Below are 23,083 nucleotides of genomic sequence, written 5' to 3'. Positions count from 1 at the left end.
TAAACGATGGCAAGCGGTTTATGGTTAACGCTGTTGGCGTAGCACGATTACGCCAACAGGATTCATAGGGCGCGCATGTCGTCGCTGACCAGAATGTGGTTACGTCCAAGATGCTTGGCTTCGTAGAGCGCTTTATCCGCTTTTTCGATAGCGTCTCCGATATTGCGATCCGTCAGGGGCGCAATGCCGATACTGACAGTGACATTGGTGGCGACGCTTTCGTTAAACATATGCGGGATTTTAAGATCGTATACTTCCTGTCGGATACGTTCTGCGGTAGCGCGGGCTTGCTGTGGTTCGGCGGTGGTCAGCAACACCAGAAATTCTTCCCCGCCAAAACGGCAGACGACATCGCGCGATCGCACGGCGTCCCGAATTGCCGCTGAGACGCGGATTAACGCCTGATCGCCCATCATATGACCGTAGTGATCGTTGTACGCTTTGAAATGATCGATATCCAATAGCAGGACGTAGTGTTCATGGCTGCCCGGCGCCTGTAACGTATCCAGCCGATTTTGCAGGCCACGGCGGTTATATAAGCCGGTTAATGGATCAAGCATACTCAGGCCATTGAGAGTTTCCCGCTCGGCCAGCAGCTTAAACATGAGCTGTTGGGCAAAATTATCGTAGCGTTTCTGGATAACATGTTGAATAGCGATTCCCACCATTGGCAGGGCCAGCAAATAGACAATTCGCAAACCTTGTTCATTACCGTTCAGCCACAGGCAGACCGCGACTGGCGGTAGCGAATAGAGCGTAAACGCGACGATATTCGCGGCAAAGGCTATCGAGCCGATAAACAGAACGCTAAGCAGGGAGATCAGTAAAAAAGAGAAATCATAATGGCCTAACGCCGGATACTTTAGCGCAATATGCGCCGCCCATATTCCCCCAAAGAGTAGGGAGATAAAGGGGAGATTAATTCTTTTTTGTCCATATTTCCCATGCCATATCAACAGTAATACGCTCAGGACCACTATCCCGATCATTGGCGTGCAAAATACATTGATCTGATAAAGGGGGAAAACGAGAGTAAATAGCGCCGACACGGCGTTGAGAAACAAGAAAAGACGTAAAGAAAACTGATACTTCTTAATACGAAGCGACCGCCAGGATGGTGTTGTCATGGGTAATTGTCGTTATTTATCGGTGATATACACGGAATCGGGCGCCAACATGAAAATAACGTATGAGAAAAGGTCGCCTAAAGCGAGGTGTTGTTGTTTTTACGTTAACAGTCGGACAATTTATCACCTTACTGAATACGTGTCATCAACCGTTAAGTAAAACTCATCTCTTTAGCTTCCTCCCTGGCTGACAAATGAGAAAATATATCATATGATATTGGTTATCATTATCAATTCCAGAGGTAAAACCATGTTGCAGCGAACGTTAGGCAGCGGATGGGGCGTATTATTGCCTGGAGTGATTATTGTTGGACTGGCGTTTATCGGCCTGTCAGCTTATGCGCTGAAGCTGTTGATTGTATCAGGATTGCTACTGTCTGCGCTGATGTTGTATCACAAACAATTACGGCATTTTGTACTGCTGCCATCGTGTATAGCGCTTATTGGCGGCATGATGTTGGCAATGATGAACTGGAATCAGGGATGAAAATGAAGGGACAAAGGAAGGATAAGATAATTGGTGCGAGGGGGGGGACTTGAACCCCCACGTCCGTAAGGACACTAACACCTGAAGCTAGCGCGTCTACCAATTCCGCCACCTTCGCATACCATCGATTCTTGAAAAGAATCACTACCACGGAGGCGCATTCTAGTGGTTTTCAGCTATTCGTCAATAGTTAATTGCATGGGATAGATTGATTGCTGCAAAAATGGGCGCGAGACGTAGGTTGGATAAGACGCCTGGCGTCGCCATCCGGCACATGCAACCAGATGGCGCTGCGCTTATCAGGCCAACTATTTCTTCGCCTGACGGGTCATCACGGTACGATAAACCTTAAAGCGCCCGGTTTGCGCGATGACTTCATGGAAGCCAAAAGTCTCATCCAGAATCTTAGGATAGGGCAGAAAGGCGTTCGCCACGATGCGTAACTCTCCGCCGCTGTTCAGATGGCGCACTGCGCCGCGAATGAGCGTTTGCGCCGCATCGAGGCTGGTTTGCATTCCGTCGTGGAACGGCGGGTTGGAGATGATCATGTCAAAACGTCCTTTGACTTCCGAAAAGACGTTGCTGGCGAATACCTCGCCTTCAAGACCATTAGCGGCAAGCGTGGCGCGGCTGGCTTCCACCGCCGGAGCGCTGACGTCACACAGCGTCAGGCGCACTTTCGGCGAATGGCTGGCCAGCGCGGCGGAAAGCACGCCAGCGCCGCAGCCGACATCCAGCACTTTACCTTTGGTGTGCGGCGTCAGCGTAGACAGCAGCAGTTGGCTACCAACATCCAGTCCGTCGCGGCTGAATACGCCCGGCAACGTTTTGATGGTCAGCCCGTCGATGTTGTACTCGGCCCACCAGGATTCAAGACTAAACTGCGGCTGCTTTTCCAGACGACCATGGTAAAGGCCGCAACGTCGCGCGCTATCTACTTTGTTCAGCGGCGCATAGTCCGCCAGCATCGGTTCGGCGCTGCGTACGCCACTGCGGTTCTCACCCACAACAAAAACATCGCTGCCCACCGGCATCAGCGACAAAATATTCATCAACTGGAACTGCGCTTCGGGTTTATTTTTCGGCCAGTAGTAGATCAGCGTATCGCAGTCAGCGACATCGCTGGCTTGCGCGACCAGGCTAAAACGGACGTTATCGCCCATCTGGCGGCTTAACGCCTGCCAGTGGTGAAACTGTTGCGTATACGCGCGGCTGGCGGCGCATTCAAAGCGCGCGGGCAGGTCATCCTGCAAATCTCCGGCAAAAAGAATACGGCTTTGTTCGAAATCATCACTGTGGCGCAGCAAGACTTCACTTGCCGGGGTAAAAGCAGACATGGAATGCTCCTTAATTCAGACTGGCGGCGATTATAGTAGTTTGATGGCGGAGATTCGACAGATTTGCTATATTTGCGCCCCTGATTACAGGAGCGTTTCGCTATGACATCCCGACGAGACTGGCAGTTACAGCAACTGGGTATTACGCAGTGGGCGCTGCGACGTCCTGGCGCGCTACAGGGCGAGATTGCGATTTCCCTTCCCGCGCACGTTCGTCTGATCGTGGTTGCAGAGGAATTACCCGCGCTGAACGAGCCGCTAATGCGCGATATTTTACGCGCGTTGACCGTGAGTCCCGATCAGGTTTTACCCCTGGCGCCTGAGCGCGTCGCCATGCTGCCGCAGGGCAGCCGTTGTAATAGCTGGCGGTTAGGAACTGACGCGCCGCTCCAACTCGAAGGCGCTCAGGTCACGACGCCGGCGTTTAATGAACTCCGGGCAAACCCGGCGGCACGCGCCGCACTATGGCAACAAATCTGCGAACATGAACACGATTTCTATCCTCAGCACGACCGATCTCCCCGCAGCCTGGCAGATTGAGCAACGCGCTCATGCGTTTCCGTGGAGCGAAAAAACGTTTTTCGGCAACCAGGGCGAACGGTATCTCAACCTTAAGCTGACCGCTGCTGACAGAATGGCCGCGTTTGCCATTACACAGGTGGTGCTGGACGAAGCGACGCTATTCAATATTGCCGTCGATCCGGATTTTCAGCGTCGGGGACTGGGGCGTATGCTGCTTGAGCATCTGATTGATGAGCTGGAAAAGCGCGGTGTTGTAACGCTATGGCTGGAGGTACGCGCCTCTAACGCTGCCGCCATCGCGCTGTATGAAAGTCTGGGGTTTAACGAGGCGACGATTCGCCGCAATTACTATCCCACGGCACAAGGGCATGAGGACGCCATCATCATGGCGTTACCGATAAGCATGTAATAAAAGAGGCAAGGTGTAATGATGAAGTGGGACTGGATTTTCTTTGATGCCGATGAAACGCTGTTTACGTTTGATTCTTTCACCGGCTTACAGCGGATGTTCCTTGACTATAGCGTCACCTTTACCGCTGAGGATTTCCAGGATTACCAGGCCGTGAATAAGCCACTATGGGTGGATTACCAGAACGGCGCGATTACCTCATTACAATTGCAGCACGCGCGCTTTCAAAGTTGGGCTGAACGGCTAAACGTTGCGCCGGGGCTGCTGAATGACGCTTTTATTAGTGCGATGGCGGAGATCTGCTCTCCTTTGCCGGGCGCGGTTTCGCTACTTAATGCGATTCGCGGGCAGGCTAAAATCGGTATTATTACTAACGGTTTTACCGCGCTACAACAAACTCGTCTGGAGCGCACCGGGCTGCGCGAGTATTTCGATCTGCTGGTGATTTCCGAGCAGGTTGGCGTCGCGAAGCCCGATCCGAAAATCTTTAACTACGCCCTGGAGCAGGCGGGGAACCCTGACCGCTCGCGCGTATTAATGGTTGGCGATACCGCGGAGTCCGATATTCTTGGCGGCATTAACGCCGGACTGTCGACCTGCTGGCTTAACGCGCATCATCGCGAGCAGCCCGCGGGTATTCATCCAACCTGGACTGTGGCGTCATTAAGCGAACTGGAGCAGCTCCTGTGTAAACACTGATTGCCTCCCCCAGGTTGATGGGTAAAATAGCCGCATTTTTCGTATTCAACATGCGTGGTCAAACGCCGCGCTTACTCAAGAAGATTTGACTATGACGTTGTCTCCTTATTTGCAAGAGGTGGCCAAACGCCGCACTTTTGCCATTATTTCTCACCCGGACGCCGGTAAAACCACCATTACCGAAAAAGTGTTGCTGTTCGGACAGGCGATTCAGACCGCCGGTACGGTAAAAGGCCGTGGCTCCAGCCAACATGCAAAATCTGACTGGATGGAGATGGAAAAACAGCGTGGTATCTCCATCACCACCTCGGTGATGCAGTTCCCGTATCACGACTGTCTGGTGAACCTGCTGGATACTCCGGGGCACGAAGACTTCTCCGAAGATACCTACCGTACCCTGACGGCGGTGGACTGCTGTCTGATGGTGATCGACGCCGCAAAAGGCGTTGAAGACAGGACTCGTAAGCTGATGGAAGTTACCCGTCTGCGCGATACGCCGATCCTGACCTTTATGAACAAACTCGACCGTGACATCCGCGACCCGATGGAGCTGCTGGATGAAGTGGAAAATGAGCTGAAAATCGGCTGCGCGCCGATCACCTGGCCGATTGGCTGCGGCAAGCTGTTTAAGGGCGTTTATCACCTTTATAAAGATGAAACTTATCTGTATCAGACCGGTAAGGGCCACACCATTCAGGAAGTGCGCATCGTTAAAGGGCTGAATAACCCGGATCTGGACGCCGCCGTCGGTGAAGACCTGGCGCAGCAACTGCGCGACGAGCTGGAACTGGTGCAGGGCGCGTCTAACGAGTTTGATGAAGAGCTGTTCCTGGCAGGGGAAATTACCCCGGTATTTTTCGGTACCGCGCTGGGTAACTTTGGTGTTGACCATATGCTGGATGGTTTAGTGGCGTGGGCGCCCGCGCCGATGCCGCGTCAAACCGATACCCGCACGGTGGAAGCCTCAGAAGAGAAGTTCACCGGTTTTGTCTTTAAAATTCAGGCCAATATGGACCCGAAACACCGCGACCGCGTGGCGTTTATGCGCGTGGTTTCCGGTAAGTATGAGAAGGGCATGAAGCTACGCCAGGTCCGTACCGGCAAAGATGTGGTGATTTCCGACGCGTTAACATTTATGGCGGGCGATCGTTCGCACGTTGAAGAAGCGTACCCGGGCGATATTTTGGGTCTGCATAACCACGGCACCATTCAGATCGGCGATACCTTCACCCAGGGCGAGATGATGAAGTTTACCGGTATCCCGAACTTTGCGCCGGAACTGTTCCGTCGTATTCGCCTGAAAGATCCGCTCAAGCAGAAGCAGCTACTGAAAGGGCTGGTGCAGCTTTCTGAAGAGGGGGCGGTTCAGGTATTCCGTCCCATCTCCAACAACGATCTGATTGTCGGCGCCGTGGGTGTTTTGCAGTTTGACGTTGTTGTCGCGCGCCTGAAAAGCGAATACAACGTTGAGGCGATTTATGAATCCGTCAACGTGGCGACGGCGCGCTGGGTGGAAAGCGCCGATGCGAAGAAATTCGAAGAGTTTAAGCGTAAGAATGAAACGCAGCTGGCGCTGGATGGCGGCGACAACCTCACCTATATCGCCCCCACGATGGTTAACCTGAACCTGACCCAGGAACGTTACCCTGACGTTCAGTTCCGTAAAACGCGCGAACACTGATCCCTTTCCGGGCGCGGCATCCGTCGCGCCTTCGTACTTTCCCTGCCTTTTTAACCGCTTACGGAATGTTCTTAAATCCCGCGTTTTTTCTCCGATCTGCCTGTTTTTTATACGCACCGACAAGCGATTTTAAAATTGTGATCTATATTTAACAAAGTGATGACATAAATGTCGGCTTTAATGCCTGTTCAATGCGTGAATATGAGAGCTTAAAGCTGAGATTTGTTTCAGTCACGATATTAATAACTGAAACGGAAGGGTGGCAGGCGACGCGTCGTTACAAATTCACGAATGTGATGCCAGTCATTGACTTCAGAAACCGGTGAGTTTCACCGCATTCAGCAATGCAACCTCGTGTTGCCTGAGCTCAAATTACGAGCAAACTATACAGGACAAAATCGATGACTATGACAAGACTGAAGATTTCTAAAACTCTGCTGGCCGTAATGTTGACCTCTGCTGTTGCGACAGGTTCTGCCTTTGCAGAAAACGCAACAACGGACAAGGCGCAAAGCGGAACCGAAACCGCAGGGCAAAAAGTCGATAGCTCTATGAATAAAGTCGGTAACTTCATGGATGACAGCGCTATCACTGCGAAAGTCAAAGCTGCGCTGGTAGACCATGACAATATTAAAAGCACCGATATTTCTGTCGAAACCAATCAGAAAGTCGTCACCCTGAGCGGCTTTGTAGAAAGCCAGGCGCAGGCTGAAGCCGCCGTGAAAGTGGCGAAAGGCGTAGAAGGCGTGACCTCCGTTAGCGACAAACTTCACGTTCGCGACAATAAAGAAGGTTCCGTGAAAGGTTATGCCGGCGATACGGCCACGACCAGTGAAGTCAAAGCCAAGTTGCTGGCGGACGATCTCGTCCCTTCCCGTAAAGTAAAAGTGGAAACGACCGATGGCGTCGTACAGCTCTCCGGTACTGTTGAAACTCAGGAACAAAGCGACCGCGCTGAAAGCATCGCGAAAGCCGTTGATGGCGTAAAAAGTGTTAAAAACGATCTGAAAGTTCAGTAATTCGTCGTAATTCGTCCTCCCGACGTTTGTCGGGAGGCGTAATGTGCACCACACTAAAAATATCGCGAATGAGTAGCCTGAGCGCTCATATTTAGCGGTCGACATTAACTATGGTAAAGGAGAGGCTTATGTTTCGTTGGGGCATTATATTTCTGGTTATCGCGTTAATTGCCGCCGCATTGGGTTTTGGTGGACTGGCTGGTACGGCTGCCGGCGCGGCGAAAATCGTCTTCGTTGTCGGGATCGTGCTCTTCCTGGTCAGCCTGTTCATGGGCCGTAAACGACCCTAGCAGGCAGCTGTAAAGATATATTGCTATCAAGCCAGTCCAGCGGACTGGCTTTTACGGTTTTAGCCGTTAACGTTTTGCGTTACCTTGTCAGCCTGGAAAAAAATGAAAAACAGGAAGGCAGAGGTGGGCCAGCGAATACCGGTTACGCTCGGCAATATTGCGCCGTTATCATTAACACCGTTCCGGCCAGGCCGTATGGCGCTGGTCTGTGAGGGCGGGGGGCAGCGGGGCATCTTTACCGCAGGCGTGCTGGATGAGTTTATGCGTGCGCAGTTTAATCCTTTCCATCTCTACTTCGGCACATCAGCCGGTGCGCAAAATCTCTCGGCGTATCTCTGCAACCAGCCCGGCTACGGGCGTAAAGTCATTATGCGCTATACCACCAGGCGCGAATTTTTTGATCCGCTACGATTTGTACGCGGAGGAAACCTTATCGACCTCGACTGGCTGGTGGAGTCCACCGCCGCCCGGATGCCGCTGCAGATGGATACCGCAGCGCGCCTGTTTGACAGCGGAAAATCCTTTTATATGTGCGCCTGCCGGGGGGATGATTACACGCCGGGCTATTTCTCGCCGACAAAACAAAACTGGCTTGATATCATTCGCGCCTCCAGCGCCATACCGGGTTTCTACCGTACCGGCGTTACGTTAGAGGGCATCAACTATCTGGACGGTGGCATTAGCGACGCCATTCCGGTTCAGGAGGCGGCAAAGCGGGGGGCGAAAACCATTGTGGTGATCCGCACCGTACCCTCGCAAATGTATTACACGCCGCAGTGGTTTAAGCGTATGGAGCGCTGGCTGGGAGAGAGCAGTCTACAGCCGTTGGTCAACCTGGTGCAGCATCATGAAACGTCCTACAGCGCGATCCAACAATTTATTGAAAAGCCGCCGGGTAAGCTGCGGATCATTGAAATTTATCCGCCGAAACCGCTGCACAGCATGGCGCTGGGCAGCCGTATCCCGGCGCTGCGTGAGGATTACAAAACCGGGCAATTATGCGGGCGTTATTTCCTTGCCACCGTTGGTAAATTGCTCGCCGCAACGCCGCCTCTCTTGCGCCATTCGTCGCGGATTGCCGTGCCGGAAACGGTGGTCGTGCCTCCGGCGCCGGTGGCCAATGATACGCATGTGGCGGAGGTCATTAGCGCGCCGCAGGCAAACGACACCACATTTACCGACGAGGATCTGGCGTGAGCTGGCGCTTTATTGATACACACTGCCATTTTGATTTCCCGCCCTTTACGGGCGATGAGCGCGCCAGTATTCAGCGTGCCTGTGAGGCGGGCGTTGAAAAAATCATCGTGCCGGCGACCGAGGCGGCTCACTTTCCCCGCGTGCTGGCGCTGGCGGCGCGTTTCCCGTCGCTTTATGCTGCGCTGGGATTGCACCCCATTGTGATTGAGCGTCATGCCGATGACGATCCTGATAAGCTGCAACAGGCGCTGGCGCAACAACAGAACGTCGTGGCGGTAGGCGAGATCGGTCTCGATCTTTATCGCGACGATCCGCAGTTCGCCAGGCAAGAGCGATTTTTAGACGCGCAACTGCAACTGGCAAAACGCTACGATCTGCCGGTGATCCTGCACTCGCGGCGCACGCATGACAAACTGGCGATGCATTTAAAGCGCCAGGATCTGCCGCGAACCGGTGTGGTGCATGGTTTTGCCGGCAGTCTGCAACAGGCCGAACGCTTTGTGCGACTGGGCTATAAAATCGGCGTCGGCGGCACCATCACCTACCCGCGCGCCAGTAAAACCCGTGATGTTATGGCGCGGTTGCCGCTGGACGCGCTGTTGCTGGAGACCGATGCGCCGGATATGCCGCTAAAGGGGTTTCAGGGGCAGCCGAATCGCCCGGAGCAGGCGGCGCGCGTATTTGATGCGCTCTGCGAATTACGTCCGGAGCCCGCAGAGGTGATAGCCGATACGCTGTATCGCAATACCATTACCTTATTTCGGCTCTGAGGGCATCGCAGCCGCCGTCCGGCAGGCGACGCTTACAAATATAGCGCCGGCAAAATCAGCTTCGCCACCCCACGCGCGCGCAATCCGTCTGCCAGCCGTTCTACCTCTTGCGGCGTCGCGCCTGGCCAGGCTTTCGCTTCGCCATAGACGCCATGCGCATGAAAGGCATTCAGGCGCACCGGAACCTCGCCCAGCGAAGTAATAAACGCCGCCAGTGAATCAATATGCGCCGCATAGTCCACCTGACCCGGGATAACCAGCAACCGCAGCTCCGCCAGTTTTCCCTGCGCAGCAAGAAAGCGGATACTGTGCTTAATATGCGTGTTATCACGTCCGGTCAGACGGTGATGACACTCGCTCTTCCAGGCTTTCAGATCGAGCATTACGCCGTCGCAAACCGGCAGTAGTTTCTGCCAGCCGGTCTCGCTTAACTGACCATTACTGTCCACCAGGCAGGTCAGTCGTTGTAACTGCGGATCGGCTTTGATCGCCGTAAATAGCGCCACAATAAACGGTAATTGCGTGGTCGCCTCTCCGCCGCTGACGGTAATACCTTCAATAAACAGCGATGCTTTACGAATATGACGCAGCACATCGTCAACGCTCATGGTCTGCGCCATTGGCGTTGCCTGCTGTGGGCACATTTTCAGGCAGGTATCGCACTGCTCGCAGACGTCCGACCGCCATACCACTTTCCCGCCATCAACGCTGAGGGCGTGGTGCGGACACTGCGATACGCATTCCCCGCAGTCGTTACAGCGTCCCATCGTCCACGGGTTATGGCAATTCTTGCAGCGCAAATTGCAGCCCTGTAAGAATAATGCCAGGCGGCTGCCTGGCCCATCGACGCAGGAAAACGCAATGATCTTACTGACTAAAGCGCATCTGTTGTTCATGGCTGACTACGCGTGGCTGTCGTTCCAGGATGCGGGTATTACGTGCGGCTTCTTCTCCCAGCCAGGTGGTATTCGTGCGCGAGCCTTCGGCGCGAAATTTCGCCAGATCCGACAGGCGCACCATATAACCGGTGACGCGCACCAGATTGTTGCCGCTGACATTGGCGGTAAATTCCCGCATCCCGGCTTTGAACGCGCCAAGACAAAGCTGAACCAGCGCCTGCGGATTACGCTTGATGGTTTCGTCCAGCGTCAGAATGTCGCTGATCCCGGCATGATAAAAGGCATGATGCGGCGCGACGGTTTGCAAATGGGTGATAGGGTCCGGTTCATCGCCATACGGCAGACGTGCGCCCGGCGTAGTGCCAATATCGGAACTGATGCCAGACTGGGCATGGAGCAGCGCCCGTTGCTTCCAGCCATACTTCACTGGCGTATTTTCGACGAAATCCGCCAGTTGGGCGCTAATACGGTAGCCCAGCTCGTTTGCCGTTTCATTCTTGCCGTAACGGGCGTTCAGGCCCGCGTTTTCGCACAGCAGGTTCACGGCTTCCGCCAGCCCGTACATACCGAACATCGGCGCAAAACGTTCGGGATCGATCAAACCTTCCTGTACAAGAAAGCTATTCTCAAAGAAATGTGACTTTTCATAGAGGAATTCACATCGTGAATTAATGATGGCGATCTGCTGTCGGCAGTAGTGCGGTAGCGTGCGTGAAAAGAAGTCATCGACAGACGTACTGCGTTCTGCCACGGCTTTCAGGTTGAGACGTACCAGCGTACTGCCGCCGCCGCCAAGCGGTAGCGAGTTATAACAACTGACGATGCCATAATGGCCTTTTGTGAAAATTTTATCATTTACAGGGCCATTGGAAATGTGTGGCTTACTGCATTCGCAAATGTTTTTGGCGACCTCCAGCAGCAGATCGTCCGGCGTGATTTCCGCATCGTAGATAAACGTCAGGTTAGGCGCCACCTGCTTTAGCTCGGCATCAGCGCGCAAAATCGCTCGTGTGACAGGCGTATCGGCAGGGCCAATATTGGCATGCATAAAGGCGTCTGGCAGCGTTCTGTCGAGATAACGCCAGAAACGTTTTATTCGAATATCGATCGCATCTTGTGTTAGAATTCTAACATACGGTTGCAGCAACGCATCAAGCTGGCCGAGATAAACCGGCATGGACGTCACGGAAGGAACGTGATGATACAGAATGGTGAGTAGGGATAACGCATCATCCAGATCTTTCGCGCCTTCCAGTTCCAGCCACTGTGAACCGTTAGCCAGAAATCGGGCGTAATCGGGCAACACGTAGCGCGGTTTGAAGGGGGCGTGCCCCTCAAACATATCGCAAATGACGCCTTCATCCAGCGCCTGGCGGGCATCTTCCGGCAGGGGGGGATAAGGCAGGGCGTTTTCAGCTTCCAGCGCCAGAAAATGGCGTTTTTGTTCAGGCGTGAGCACCGGGCTGGTCACAATTTGCTGGCAACGCTGCTGGAGCGCAGTTTCGCATGAGGCAGGCATCTTCGTTTCCTCTTTATGCCGGGACGATGCGCTATTGTAGAAAACGGCGGCAAACCGACTTTGATCCTGATGCGCTTATCGCTCGAAGAACAGACGGTGACGGCGGGATAATTTGATTCAGATCTCATTACAGTAATGCAAATTTGTACGTAGTTTTCATTAACTGTGATGTATATCGAAGTGTAATCGCGAGTGAATGTTAGAATATTAACAGACTCGCAAGGTGAAATTTTATACGGCAATGCCGTTGGAGAATGTCATGACTGATTTAAAAGCAAGCAGCCTGCGTGCGCTCAAACTGATGGATCTGACCACTCTGAACGATGACGACACCAATGAAAAAGTGATCGCGTTGTGTCATCAGGCAAAAACCCCGGTCGGGAATACGGCGGCGATTTGTATTTACCCGCGTTTTATCCCGATTGCGCGTAAAACTCTGAAAGAACAAGGTACGCCGGACATCCGCATTGCAACGGTGACTAACTTCCCGCATGGCAATGATGACATCGATATTGCGCTGGCGGAAACCCGTGCGGCGATCGCCTACGGCGCTGACGAAGTGGACGTGGTATTCCCGTACCGCGCGTTGATCGCCGGTAACGAGCAGGTGGGTTTTGACCTGGTAAAAGCCTGTAAAGACGCTTGTGCCGCAGCGAACGTATTGCTGAAAGTGATTATCGAAACCGGCGAGCTGAAAGAAGAGGCGCTGATTCGTAAAGCCTCTGAAATCTCCATCAAAGCCGGTGCGGATTTCATCAAAACCTCTACCGGTAAAGTGCCGGTAAACGCTACGCCGGAAAGCGCGCGCATCATGATGGAAGTGATCCGCGACATGGGCGTTTCCAAAACCGTTGGCTTCAAACCGGCGGGCGGCGTACGTACGGCGGAAGACGCGCAGAAATTCCTCGCGATTGCAGACGAACTGTTTGGCGCTGACTGGGCAGATTCTCGTCACTACCGCTTTGGCGCATCCAGCCTGCTGGCAAGCCTGCTGAAGGCGCTGGGTCACGGCGACGGTAAGAGCGCCAGCAGCTACTAAGCTCTGATTTGCCGGATGGCGCTGCGCTTATCCGGCCTACAAATCCAGGCCTGTAGGCCGGATAAGGCGTTAGCCGCCATCCGGCGATGTAAGCCTTCTACTCTTTTCCCTCAGGAGGGTACCGTGTTTCTCGCACAAGAAATTATTCGTAAAAAGCGTGATGGTCATGCGTTGAGTGACGAAGAAATTCGTTTCTTTATCAATGGTATTCGTGACAATACTATCTCTGAAGGGCAGATTGCCGCCCTGGCGATGACCATCTTCTTCCACGATATGACCATGCCGGAGCGTGTTTCGCTGACCATGGCGATGCGGGATTCCGGTACTGTCCTTGACTGGAAAAGCCTGAATCTCAATGGCCCGATTGTCGATAAGCATTCGACCGGCGGCGTAGGGGACGTGACGTCTCTGATGTTGGGGCCAATGGTAGCGGCCTGCGGCGGTTATGTGCCGATGATCTCCGGTCGCGGCCTTGGACATACCGGCGGTACGCTCGACAAACTGGAAGCGATCCCGGGCTTCGATATCTTCCCGGACGACAACCGTTTCCGCGAAATTATTCAAGACGTGGGTATGGCGATTATTGGGCAAACCAGCTCGCTTGCACCGGCGGACAAACGTTTTTACGCCACCCGCGATATTACCGCGACGGTGGACTCTATTCCGCTGATCACTGGTTCCATCCTCGCCAAGAAACTGGCCGAAGGGCTGGATGCGCTGGTAATGGACGTCAAAGTCGGCAGCGGCGCGTTTATGCCAACCTATGAACTTTCTGAAGCCCTTGCTGAAGCGATTGTCGGCGTGGCAAACGGCGCGGGAGTTCGCACTACGGCGTTGTTAACCGATATGAATCAGGTGCTGGCTTCAAGCGCCGGTAACGCGGTGGAAGTGCGTGAAGCCGTGCAGTTCCTGACCGGTGAATACCGCAATCCGCGCTTGTTTGACGTCACTATGGCGCTATGTGTGGAGATGCTGATCTCCGGCCAGCTGGCGAAAGACGACGCCGAAGCGCGTGCCAAACTGCAGGCGGTGCTGGATAACGGTAAAGCGGCAGAAGTCTTTGGTCGTATGGTGGCCGCGCAGAAAGGGCCGAGCGATTTCGTTGAGAATTACGATAAATACCTGCCGACCGCCATGTTGAGCAAAGCGGTATATGCTGATACCGAAGGGTTTATCAGCGCAATGGATACGCGTGCGCTGGGGATGGCGGTCGTCTCGATGGGCGGTGGGCGTCGTCAGGCGTCTGATACCATTGATTACAGCGTTGGCTTTACCGACATGGCCCGTCTGGGCGACAGCATCGACGGGCAGCGCCCGCTGGCGGTGATTCATGCCAAAGACGAAACCAGTTGGCAGGAAGCGGCGAAGGCCGTCAAAGCGGCAATTATCCTTGACGATAAAGCGCCAGCAAGCACACCTTCGGTCTATCGTCGAATTACTGAATAGTTGTATACTGATCTGATCAATTATTTTTGAAGCACTAAGTACGGAGAAGATATGAAACGTGCATTTATTATGGTGCTGGACTCATTCGGCATCGGCGCTACTGAAGACGCGGATCGTTTTGGCGACGTAGGTTCCGACACTCTGGGCCACATCGCAGAAGCTTGCGCCAAAGGCGACGCTGACAATGGCCGTAAAGGCCCGTTGAATCTGCCTAACCTGACTCGTCTGGGTCTGGTGAAAGCGCATGAAGGCTCTACCGGTAAAATTGCCGCCGGCATGGACGGCAACGCGGACGTTATTGGCGCATACGCATGGGCGCACGAACTGTCCTCCGGCAAAGATACGCCGTCCGGCCACTGGGAAATCGCCGGCGTACCGGTGCTATTCGACTGGGGCTATTTCAGCGATCACGAAAACAGCTTCCCGCAGGAACTGCTGGATAAGCTGGTGAAACGCGCCAACCTGCCGGGCTATCTCGGTAACTGCCACTCTTCCGGCACCGTTATTCTGGACCAGCTCGGCGAAGAGCACATGAAAACCGGCAAGCCGATTTTTTACACCTCCGCTGACTCCGTGTTCCAGATTGCCTGCCACGAAGAGACCTTTGGCCTGGATAAACTCTACGAGCTGTGCGAAATCGCCCGTGAAGAGCTGACCGAAGGCGGCTATAACATTGGCCGCGTTATCGCGCGTCCGTTTATCGGCGACAAGGCCGGTAACTTCCAGCGTACCGGTAACCGTCACGACCTGGCCGTTGAACCGCCAGCGCCGACCGTGCTGCAGAAACTGGTCGATGAAAAACAGGGCCACGTGGTGTCCGTCGGTAAGATTGCCGACATCTACGCCAACTGCGGCATCACTAAGAAAGTGAAAGCGACCGGTCTGGACGCGCTGTTCGACGCGACCCTCAAAGAGATGAAAGAAGCGGGCGATAAAACCATCGTCTTCACTAACTTCGTTGACTTCGACTCTTCCTGGGGCCACCGTCGCGACATCGCGGGCTACGCCGCAGGTCTGGAGCTGTTTGACCGCCGTCTGCCGGAGCTGATGGAGCTGGTGGGTGAAGATGACATTCTGATCCTGACCGCTGACCACGGCTGTGACCCGAGCTGGACCGGTACTGACCATACCCGTGAGCACATTCCGGTGCTGATCTACGGTCCAAAAGTCAAACCGGGCTCTTTAGGTCACCGTGAAACCTTCGCGGATATCGGCCAGACGCTGGCGACCTACTTTGGTACATCGCCGATGGACTACGGTAAAAACATGCTGTGATACCTGTTGTCTTTCGCGCTGTAGATGCGTTGACTTCATTCGCTCACCCCGGTCACATAGTTCATCTATGCTCCCGGGGATTCACGAATTCGTCGCCTTCCTACAACGCGAAATCCTTAGGGTATTTCACTGTTTTTACACACGTTTTGTAGGCCTGATAAGGCGTAGCCGCCATCAGGCAATAACAACAAATTTAAAGGGAACTGAAGATGGCAACTCCACATATTAATGCAGAAATGGGTGATTTCGCTGACGTCGTATTGATGCCGGGCGACCCGCTGCGTGCGAAGCACATGGCTGAGACTTTCCTCGAAGATGTCCGCGAAGTGAACAACGTTCGCGGCATGTTAGGTTTCACCGGGACTTACAAAGGCCGTAAGATCTCCGTGATGGGCCACGGTATGGGTATCCCGTCCTGCTCCATCTACACCAAAGAGCTGATCACCGATTTCGGCGTGAAGAAAATCATTCGCGTCGGCTCCTGTGGCGCTGTGCGCATGGACGTCAAACTGCGCGACGTGGTGATCGGTATGGGTGCCTGCACCGACTCCAAAGTGAACCGTATCCGTTTTAAAGATCATGACTTCGCGGCTATCGCTGACTTCGACATGGTGCGTAACGCGGTTGACGCAGCAAAAGCGCTGGGCGTAGACGCGCGCGTGGGCAACCTGTTCTCCGCAGACCTGTTCTACTCTCCGGACGGCGAAATGTTCGACGTGATGGAAAAATACGGCGTACTGGGCGTAGAGATGGAAGCGGCGGGTATCTACGGTGTAGCAGCTGAGTTTGGCGCGAAAGCGCTGACTATCTGCACCGTGTCCGACCACATCCGTACCCATGAGCAGACCACTGCCGCTGAGCGTCAGACGACCTTCAACGACATGATCAAAATCGCACTGGAATCCGTACTGCTGGGCGATAAAGAGTAAGATTGTGCTGTGCCCGGTGGCGCTTCGCTTACCGGGCCTACAACGGCCTGCGGTTGTTACCGGATCGACTTGTAGGCTGAATAAGGCGTAGCCGCCATCCGGCAATCTGCTGTTTATACTGCGAGCCTCATTCCCGAATTACCCTCTCCGCATTGCCTTTTGCTATTAACCCGTTACGTTTGGATTTTGTTTAAGGAATGAACAAAATGTCGAACTATCGTCGTTATTACATTAACGGTGGCACCTGGTTTTTCACGGTTAATCTGAAAAACCGGAAAAGTGATTTACTTGTCCGCCAGATTGCGGAATTACGCTCTGCTATTCGCCGAGTGAAAAATACGAAGCCTTTTCAAATTGATGCTTTTGTCGTGTTGCCTGAGCATCTGCATTGCATCTGGACGCTTCCTGAGAACGATTGTGACTTTTCATCTCGCTGGCGGGAGCTTAAAAAGTTATTTACCAAATCGATAATGCGCCATGACGTGTGGCAGCCACGATTCTGGGAGCACGCGATTCGCGACGAAAAGGATTTTCGCCGACATGCCGATTACCTCTACTTCAACCCCGTGAAGCACGGTTGGGTAAGGCGGGTGCAGGACTGGCCGTTTTCGACCTTTCATCGTGATGTTCGCAATGGCGTTTACCCGGTTGATTGGGCGGGGGAGGTGAGGGATCTTGACGCTGGTGAGTGGCGGTAATGCCGGATGGCGCGTTGCTTATCCGGCCTACAGAAAGCACTCATTTGTAGGCCGGATAAGGCGTAGCTGCCATCCGGCAATTCTTTAACGCACGGCCCGTGCGACCCAATTCGCCAGTTCCCGCAACTCACTCTCCTGTTCCGGAAACGTCGCTATCAGCGCTTCGCACGCCTGTTGCAGCACATCCGCGCGGTACAAACACCCTTGCAGCCGCCCCGCCAGCGCTTCCAGCGGTGCCGGGTTCAGGCTATCGGTAAACACCTGCGCACGGGTGATATGACCTTTCTCGACGTCAAAATGCAGCTCGACGCCGCCCCAGGTGAAACGCTCGTCCAGCAGATGGCTGAACGCCGGTGCCTGGCCGAAATTCCACTCCCAACTGCTCTGGCGCGCAAAGGTTTCGGCAAAATTCGGCAGATCCGGCGTTTTATCCGGTGAAATCACTTCCGCGTCGACGCGTTCGCCGTAATGGGCGAAAAAGGCTTCCGTGACCGCCTGGCAGACCTGTTCATGGGTGATACCCGGTAATAGCTCGGTAAGATTGGCCACGCGGGAGCGAACGGAGGTAATCCCTTTCGCCGCAAGTTTCTTTTTATCGGGATTCAGATAGTTCGCCAGACGGCTGAGGTCGGCGTTCAACAGCAGCGTACCGTGATGGAAGCCGCGATCTTTGGTTTCGCGATAGGCTGAACCGGAGACTTTGCGATCGCCGTCCGGCGTTTTTACGACCAGATCGTTGCGTCCCGAAGCATCGGCCATAACGCCCAGCGAATTCAGCGCCGCGAGCACAATATGGGTGGAGATGGTTTTATCGTATTCCGGTTTACCGGCCATAAAGGTAAAGCAGGTATTACCGAGGTCATGGAATACCGCGCCGCCGCCGCTGCTACGGCGGGCCAGACGGACGTTATCTTCTTCCATACGCCGCGTATTACACTCTTTCCACGGGTTTTGCGCGCGTCCAATCACCACCGTATCCGCGTTGCGCCACAGGAACAGCACGCGCTGGGTGGCGGGCATCTGGCGGAAAATGCACTCCTCGACCGCCAGGTTAAACCAGGGGTCATAAGAGTCAGAAATAAGCAGGCGTAATGTTGTCATGGTGGTTTTCCTTACCTTTATTAAGCCGTCATTTTACTCTTTTTCCTCACGCTCTTCCTCTTCCGGAACAGGCTTGCTGGCCGTTAGCAGGAAGGGCGACTGCTGCCAGCGGGTGCGTTTACCTTGTAGCAAGGTGCGCGTCAGCACCACGCCTATCGCCAGCGAGAGTAGCAGCATCAGGCGTAGAATGTTGGTGGTGTTATCGACCTGCTTTGCTTCGGTGGCCAGCGTGTGGGTATCCAGCGTCAGACGCAGGTAGCCCAATGGGCCGTTTTTCCCCTGGATAGGCTCGACAATTTGTTGGTTAAAATAGCTGCCCGCTTTTTTGCCATCCAGCGCCAGCCTGTCGCGCACGTTGACGCTTTCACCAGCGCGAGTAATAAGATCGCCCTGTTCATCATAGACGCCAGCATCCAGAATACGGCTCTCTTGCGTGAGCTGACGCAGCACGGCGTTGATGCGATTTTCGTCCGGTGTTTCGCTGCGCATCAGCGGGGCGATGTTGAGCGTCACCTGGCGCGCCAGCGTGCGGGCCAGCTCTTCCAGCTGCGGGTTGCGCTGTCGCTGGTGGTTTTGACTAAACCAGGACGCGCCCTGCATGAGCGCGACGAGCAGTGTGAGACAGAACAATACAATGACTGCACGATGCAGCCGAAATTTCAGTTTTGCGCGAGCCATATTCCACCTGCTGAAAATTTGAGGCTTAATGTTGCCAGAAGCGATGGTTACAAGGTAGCCTCATGCGTTATTTTCCGCGGGGCGGTTACCGGCCTGAACGATTTACAGGAGCTTTAATGCCTAACATTACCTGGTGCGATCTGCCTGAAGATGTCTCTTTATGGCCTGGTTTGCCTCTTTCTTTAAGCGGCGACGAGGTGATGCCTCTGGATTACCATGCAGGCCGCAGCGGTTGGCTGCTGTATGGGCGCGGGCTGGATAAGCAGCGTTTAACTCAATATCAGACCAAACTGGGCGCCGCAATGGTGATTGTCGCCGCCTGGTGCGTGGAGGATTATCAGGTCATTCGTCTGGCGGGGTCGCTAACGCCGCGTGCGACGCGGCTGGCGCATGAGGCGCAGCTGGATGTCGCGCCGCTGGGTAAAATTCCGCATCTGCGCACGCCGGGGCTGCTGGTCATGGATATGGATTCCACGGCGATCCAAATTGAGTGTATCGATGAAATCGCGAAGCTGGCCGGTACCGGTGAGAAGGTGGCTGAAGTGACGGAGCGCGCGATGCGCGGCGAGCTTGATTTTACCGCCAGCCTGCGCAGCCGCGTGGCGACGCTGAAAGGCGCGGATGCCGATATTTTGCGCCAGGTGCGCGGGAATCTGCCGCTAATGCCAGGATTAACGCAGTTGGTGCTAAAACTGGAAGCGCTTGGCTGGAAAATCGCTATCGCCTCCGGCGGCTTCACTTTCTTCGCCGACTATCTGCGTGACCAGCTACGTCTGACGGCGGCAGTCGCCAATGAGCTGGAGATCATGGACGGTAAATTTACCGGCCACGTTATCGGCGATATTGTGGATGCTGAGTATAAAGCCAATACCTTGCTTCGTCTGGCGCAAGAGCATGACATCCCGCTGGCGCAGACGGTGGCGATTGGCGATGGTGCTAACGATCTGCCAATGATCAAAGCGGCAGGGTTAGGTATTGCCTTCCATGCCAAGCCAAAAGTAAACGAAAAGACGGAGATTACGATCCGCCACGCTGACCTGATGGGCGTGTTTTGCATTCTCTCCGGCAGCATGAACCAGAAATGATTAACCTGCCCAATGGCAAGGCGACCGTAGGCCGGATAAGCGCCAGCGCCATCCGGCAACAGCGTTAACGAAAGAGGTAAAACGTGGCAAAAGCTCCCAAACGCGCCTTTGTTTGTAATGAATGCGGGGCCGATTACCCGCGCTGGCAGGGGCAATGCAGCGCCTGCCATGCCTGGAACACCATTACCGAGGTGCGCCTTGCCGCATCGCCGACGGTGGCGCGTAACGAACGTCTGAGCGGATACGCCGGCAGTGCGGGCGTATCAAAAGTGCAGAAACTGTCTGACATCAGTCTTGAGGAACTGCCGCGCTTTTCTACCGGTTTTAAAGAGTTTGACCGCGTGCTGGGCGGCGGGGTGGTACCCGGCAGCGCCATTTTGATTGGCGGTAATCCCGGCGCGGGCAAATCAACGTTGCTGCTACAAACGCTGTGCAAGCTCGCCGAGCAGATGAAAACGCTGTACGTCACCGGCGAAGAATCGCTACAGCAGGTGGCGATGCGCGCGCATCGGCTTGGCCTGCCGACGGCGAATCTGAATATGCTGTCGGAAACCAGCATCGAACAAATTTGCCTGATTGCCGAAGAAGAACAGCCGAAACTGATGGTGATCGACTCCATACAGGTGATGCATATGGCGGACATCCAGTCGTCGCCAGGCAGCGTCGCCCAGGTCCGCGAAACGGCCGCCTACCTGACGCGCTTCGCCAAAACGCGCGGCGTGGCGATCGTGATGGTCGGCCACGTCACCAAAGACGGGTCGCTGGCGGGGCCGAAAGTGCTGGAACACTGTATCGATTGCTCAGTATTGCTCGACGGCGACGCCGATTCTCGTTTCCGCACGCTGCGCAGCCACAAAAACCGCTTTGGCGCAGTCAATGAGCTGGGCGTCTTCGCCATGACCGAACAGGGGTTGCGCGAAGTGAGCAATCCGTCCGCCATCTTTTTAAGCCGCGGCGATGAGGTCACTTCCGGTAGTTCAGTGATGGTCGTCTGGGAAGGTACGCGACCGTTGCTGGTGGAGATTCAGGCGCTGGTCGATCACTCGATGATGGCGAACCCCAGACGCGTGGCGGTCGGTCTGGAACAAAACCGTCTGGCAATCCTGCTGGCGGTGCTGCACCGACACGGTGGTCTGCAAATGTCGGATCAGGACGTCTTCGTCAACGTGGTCGGCGGCGTGAAAGTCACCGAAACCAGCGCGGATCTGGCTTTACTGCTGGCGATGGTCTCCAGCCTGCGTGACAGGCCGTTGCCGCAGGATCTGGTGGTGTTTGGTGAAGTGGGGCTGGCAGGCGAGATTCGTCCGGTGCCGAGCGGGCAGGAGCGTATTTCCGAGGCGGCGAAACACGGTTTTCGTCGGGCGATTGTGCCTGCCGCCAACGTACCGAAAAAGCCGCCGGAAGGCATGCAGGTGTTCGGTGTTAAAAAGCTCGCAGATGCGTTAAGCGTGTTTGACGACTTATAATTCTCTGTATGTAGTGATGTTGTATAATTTGCCGGATGGCGATGCAATGCGTCTTATCCGGCCTACGGATTGATACGGATTGATGTTGTAGGCCTGATAAGCGAAGCGCCATCAGGCAGTGTTATGCGATTTTTCCAGCAGGAGGCTCTTGTGTCATCGTTCGACTATCTCAAAACCGCGATTAAGCAGCAAGGTTGCACTCTGCAACAGGTGGCTGACGCCAGCGGTATGACCAAGGGGTATCTGAGTCAGTTACTTAACGCCAAAATCAAAAGCCCCAGCGCGCAAAAACTGGAGGCGCTACACCGTTTTCTCGGGCTGGAGTTTCCCCGCCGGCAGAAAAACATTGGCGTGGTGTTCGGTAAATTTTATCCATTGCATACCGGACATATCTACTTGATCCAGCGCGCCTGTAGCCAGGTGGATGAGTTGCACATCATTATGGGTTATGACGATACGCGCGACCGTGGGCTGTTTGAGGATAGCGCCATGTCGCAGCAGCCCACCGTGTCGGATCGCCTGCGCTGGTTATTGCAAACCTTCAAATACCAAAAAAATATTCGTATCCACGCCTTTAATGAAGAGGGGATGGAGCCTTATCCGCATGGCTGGGACGTCTGGAGCAACGGCATTAAAGCGTTTATGGCAGAGAAGGGAATACAGCCGAGCTGGATCTACACTTCCGAAGAGGCTGATGCGCCGCAGTACCTTGAGCATTTAGGGATTGAGACGGTGCTGGTCGATCCTGAACGCACGTTTATGAATATCAGCGGGGCGCAAATCCGCGAAAATCCGTTTCGTTACTGGGAATATATTCCTACCGAAGTGAAGCCGTTTTTCGTGCGTACCGTCGCGATTCTGGGCGGGGAATCAAGCGGCAAGTCTACGCTGGTCAATAAGCTCGCCAATATTTTTAATACCACCAGCGCCTGGGAATATGGCCGCGACTATGTCTTTTCGCATCTGGGCGGCGATGAGATGGCGTTACAGTATTCCGACTACGATAAAATTGCGCTGGGTCATGCGCAATATATTGATTTTGCAGTGAAATATGCGAATAAAGTGGCGTTTATCGATACCGATTTCGTCACCACCCAGGCATTTTGCAAAAAATACGAAGGGCGCGAGCATCCGTTTGTCCAGGCGCTGATCGACGAGTATCGCTTCGACCTGGTGATTTTGCTGGAGAATAATACGCCGTGGATAGCTGACGGACTGCGAAGCCTGGGCAGTTCAGTGGATCGCAAAGCGTTCCAGAACCTGCTGGTCGAGATGCTGAAAGAGAACAACATTGAGTTCGTTCACGTTAAAGAGGCTGATTACGATGGCCGCTTTTTGCGCTGTGTGGAACTGGTGAAAGAGATGATGGGCGAGCAGGGATAAGAACCAATGCCTGATGCGACGCTTACC

23 protein-coding genes and 1 tRNA gene are annotated in these 23,083 nt (G+C 54.3%); 17 read left to right on the top strand and 7 right to left on the bottom strand.

Annotated elements, in window-relative coordinates; translation table 11 throughout:
* Window positions 1-62: 62 nt before the first annotated feature.
* The gene (locus ACLD4F_RS13355) at window positions 63-1,127 is read right to left on the bottom strand and encodes a GGDEF domain-containing protein (RefSeq protein ID WP_023218115.1); all 1,065 of its coding nucleotides are present in this window, start codon (window positions 1,125-1,127) and stop codon (window positions 63-65) included.
* Between the two features lie 250 nt (window positions 1,128-1,377).
* On the opposite strand from ACLD4F_RS13355, the gene ACLD4F_RS13350 reads away from it, so the two are divergent.
* Window positions 1,378-1,614, top strand: coding sequence for a DUF1435 domain-containing protein (locus tag ACLD4F_RS13350; protein WP_000941878.1), 237 nt, complete (start codon window positions 1,378-1,380; stop codon window positions 1,612-1,614).
* 31 nt (window positions 1,615-1,645) lie between these two features.
* Here the strand turns inward: ACLD4F_RS13350 and ACLD4F_RS13345 are convergent.
* Together ACLD4F_RS13345 and rsmC are read right to left on the bottom strand one after the other, a co-directional pair.
* Window positions 1,646-1,732 (bottom strand) — tRNA-Leu (locus tag ACLD4F_RS13345).
* 190 nt (window positions 1,733-1,922) lie between these two features.
* The gene (gene rsmC, locus ACLD4F_RS13340) at window positions 1,923-2,951 is read right to left on the bottom strand and encodes a 16S rRNA (guanine(1207)-N(2))-methyltransferase RsmC (RefSeq protein WP_001272293.1); all 1,029 of its coding nucleotides are present in this window, start codon (window positions 2,949-2,951) and stop codon (window positions 1,923-1,925) included.
* 102 nt (window positions 2,952-3,053) lie between these two features.
* Here rsmC and ACLD4F_RS13335 point away from each other — a divergent pair, with 102 nt between their 5' ends.
* The 8 genes from ACLD4F_RS13335 to ACLD4F_RS13300 all read left to right on the top strand — a co-directional run bounded on the left by ACLD4F_RS13335 (window position 3,054) and on the right by ACLD4F_RS13300 (window position 9,538).
* Entirely contained in the window at window positions 3,054-3,491 is a 438-nt protein-coding gene (locus ACLD4F_RS13335; protein ID WP_000203996.1) for a DNA polymerase III subunit psi, read from the top strand.
* Window positions 3,436-3,882 (top strand): ribosomal protein S18-alanine N-acetyltransferase, encoded by a 447-nt coding sequence (gene rimI / locus ACLD4F_RS13330; protein WP_001092434.1) that lies wholly within the window; start codon window positions 3,436-3,438, stop codon window positions 3,880-3,882. The genes ACLD4F_RS13335 and rimI overlap by 56 nt, the downstream gene beginning before the upstream one ends.
* A 21-nt stretch (window positions 3,883-3,903) precedes the next feature.
* Complete coding sequence (yjjG, locus tag ACLD4F_RS13325; protein ID WP_000870686.1) at window positions 3,904-4,581, top strand: pyrimidine 5'-nucleotidase; 678 nt, start codon at window positions 3,904-3,906, stop codon at window positions 4,579-4,581.
* A 91-nt stretch (window positions 4,582-4,672) separates the two neighbouring features.
* Window positions 4,673-6,262, top strand: coding sequence for a peptide chain release factor 3 (prfC, locus tag ACLD4F_RS13320; protein ID WP_000175965.1), 1,590 nt, complete (start codon window positions 4,673-4,675; stop codon window positions 6,260-6,262).
* A gap of 401 nt (window positions 6,263-6,663) precedes the next feature.
* Window positions 6,664-7,281: a molecular chaperone OsmY gene (gene osmY / locus ACLD4F_RS13315; RefSeq protein WP_000178963.1), complete on the top strand. Its 618-nt coding sequence runs from the start codon at window positions 6,664-6,666 to the stop codon at window positions 7,279-7,281.
* Window positions 7,282-7,409: 128 nt separating this feature from the next.
* Entirely contained in the window at window positions 7,410-7,571 is a 162-nt protein-coding gene (locus ACLD4F_RS13310) for a DUF1328 domain-containing protein (RefSeq protein ID WP_000490276.1), read from the top strand.
* A gap of 123 nt (window positions 7,572-7,694) precedes the next feature.
* Window positions 7,695-8,768, top strand: coding sequence for a patatin family protein (locus tag ACLD4F_RS13305; protein ID WP_000531538.1), 1,074 nt, complete (start codon window positions 7,695-7,697; stop codon window positions 8,766-8,768).
* Window positions 8,765-9,538 carry a metal-dependent hydrolase gene (locus ACLD4F_RS13300; RefSeq protein ID WP_000119005.1) on the top strand — a complete coding sequence of 258 codons (774 nt, stop codon included), beginning with the start codon at window positions 8,765-8,767 and terminating at the stop codon, window positions 9,536-9,538. Before ACLD4F_RS13305 ends, ACLD4F_RS13300 begins: the two co-directional genes overlap by 4 nt.
* Before the next feature lie 32 nt (window positions 9,539-9,570).
* Here ACLD4F_RS13300 and ACLD4F_RS13295 read toward each other — a convergent pair whose 3' ends face one another.
* Window positions 9,571-10,434, bottom strand: coding sequence for a YjjW family glycine radical enzyme activase (locus ACLD4F_RS13295; protein WP_001064943.1), 864 nt, complete (start codon window positions 10,432-10,434; stop codon window positions 9,571-9,573).
* Entirely contained in the window at window positions 10,406-11,956 is a 1,551-nt protein-coding gene (locus ACLD4F_RS13290) for a YjjI family glycine radical enzyme (RefSeq protein WP_411010882.1), read from the bottom strand. Before ACLD4F_RS13290 ends, ACLD4F_RS13295 begins: the two co-directional genes overlap by 29 nt.
* Window positions 11,957-12,215: 259 nt before the next feature.
* Here ACLD4F_RS13290 and deoC point away from each other — a divergent pair, with 259 nt between their 5' ends.
* The 5 genes from deoC to ACLD4F_RS13265 all read left to right on the top strand — a co-directional run bounded on the left by deoC (window position 12,216) and on the right by ACLD4F_RS13265 (window position 17,343).
* Window positions 12,216-12,995, top strand: coding sequence for a deoxyribose-phosphate aldolase (gene deoC, locus ACLD4F_RS13285; RefSeq protein WP_001519713.1), 780 nt, complete (start codon window positions 12,216-12,218; stop codon window positions 12,993-12,995).
* Window positions 12,996-13,118: 123 nt separating this feature from the next.
* A complete protein-coding gene (gene deoA, locus ACLD4F_RS13280; protein ID WP_411010881.1) occupies window positions 13,119-14,441 on the top strand; it encodes a thymidine phosphorylase in 1,323 nt (440 codons plus the stop codon).
* A 51-nt stretch (window positions 14,442-14,492) separates the two neighbouring features.
* Window positions 14,493-15,716 (top strand): phosphopentomutase, encoded by a 1,224-nt coding sequence (gene deoB / locus ACLD4F_RS13275; protein WP_079944421.1) that lies wholly within the window; start codon window positions 14,493-14,495, stop codon window positions 15,714-15,716.
* Window positions 15,717-15,925: 209 nt separating this feature from the next.
* A complete protein-coding gene (gene deoD, locus ACLD4F_RS13270; protein WP_411010880.1) occupies window positions 15,926-16,645 on the top strand; it encodes a purine-nucleoside phosphorylase in 720 nt (239 codons plus the stop codon).
* Window positions 16,646-16,851: 206 nt separating this feature from the next.
* On the top strand, window positions 16,852-17,343 hold the full coding sequence (locus tag ACLD4F_RS13265; protein ID WP_000073956.1) for an REP-associated tyrosine transposase: 492 nt from the start codon (window positions 16,852-16,854) through the stop codon (window positions 17,341-17,343).
* Window positions 17,344-17,427: 84 nt separating this feature from the next.
* Here ACLD4F_RS13265 and lplA read toward each other — a convergent pair whose 3' ends face one another.
* Together lplA and ACLD4F_RS13255 are read right to left on the bottom strand one after the other, a co-directional pair.
* Window positions 17,428-18,444, bottom strand: coding sequence for a lipoate--protein ligase LplA (gene lplA / locus ACLD4F_RS13260; RefSeq protein ID WP_411010879.1), 1,017 nt, complete (start codon window positions 18,442-18,444; stop codon window positions 17,428-17,430).
* 33 nt (window positions 18,445-18,477) lie between these two features.
* Complete coding sequence (locus ACLD4F_RS13255; RefSeq protein ID WP_000090067.1) at window positions 18,478-19,122, bottom strand: YtjB family periplasmic protein; 645 nt, start codon at window positions 19,120-19,122, stop codon at window positions 18,478-18,480.
* A 116-nt stretch (window positions 19,123-19,238) separates the two neighbouring features.
* Between ACLD4F_RS13255 and serB the strand changes: the two genes are divergently transcribed.
* The 3 genes from serB (at window position 19,239) to nadR (ending at window position 23,056) form a co-directional block, all read left to right on the top strand.
* Entirely contained in the window at window positions 19,239-20,207 is a 969-nt protein-coding gene (serB, locus tag ACLD4F_RS13250; RefSeq protein ID WP_001132983.1) for a phosphoserine phosphatase, read from the top strand.
* 83 nt (window positions 20,208-20,290) lie between these two features.
* Window positions 20,291-21,673 carry a DNA repair protein RadA gene (gene radA / locus ACLD4F_RS13245; RefSeq protein WP_001029710.1) on the top strand — a complete coding sequence of 461 codons (1,383 nt, stop codon included), beginning with the start codon at window positions 20,291-20,293 and terminating at the stop codon, window positions 21,671-21,673.
* A 150-nt stretch (window positions 21,674-21,823) separates the two neighbouring features.
* Complete coding sequence (nadR, locus tag ACLD4F_RS13240) at window positions 21,824-23,056, top strand: multifunctional transcriptional regulator/nicotinamide-nucleotide adenylyltransferase/ribosylnicotinamide kinase NadR (RefSeq protein ID WP_001532645.1); 1,233 nt, start codon at window positions 21,824-21,826, stop codon at window positions 23,054-23,056.
* The last annotated feature ends 27 nt before the right edge of the window (window positions 23,057-23,083 follow it).

It is taken from the genome of Salmonella sp. 741265050_HSA (assembly GCF_046569445.1).
GTDB lineage: Bacteria > Pseudomonadota > Gammaproteobacteria > Enterobacterales > Enterobacteriaceae > Salmonella > Salmonella enterica.
The sequence above is the reverse complement of the archived record's forward strand: the minus strand, read 5'-3'. Positions and strand labels throughout refer to the sequence as shown.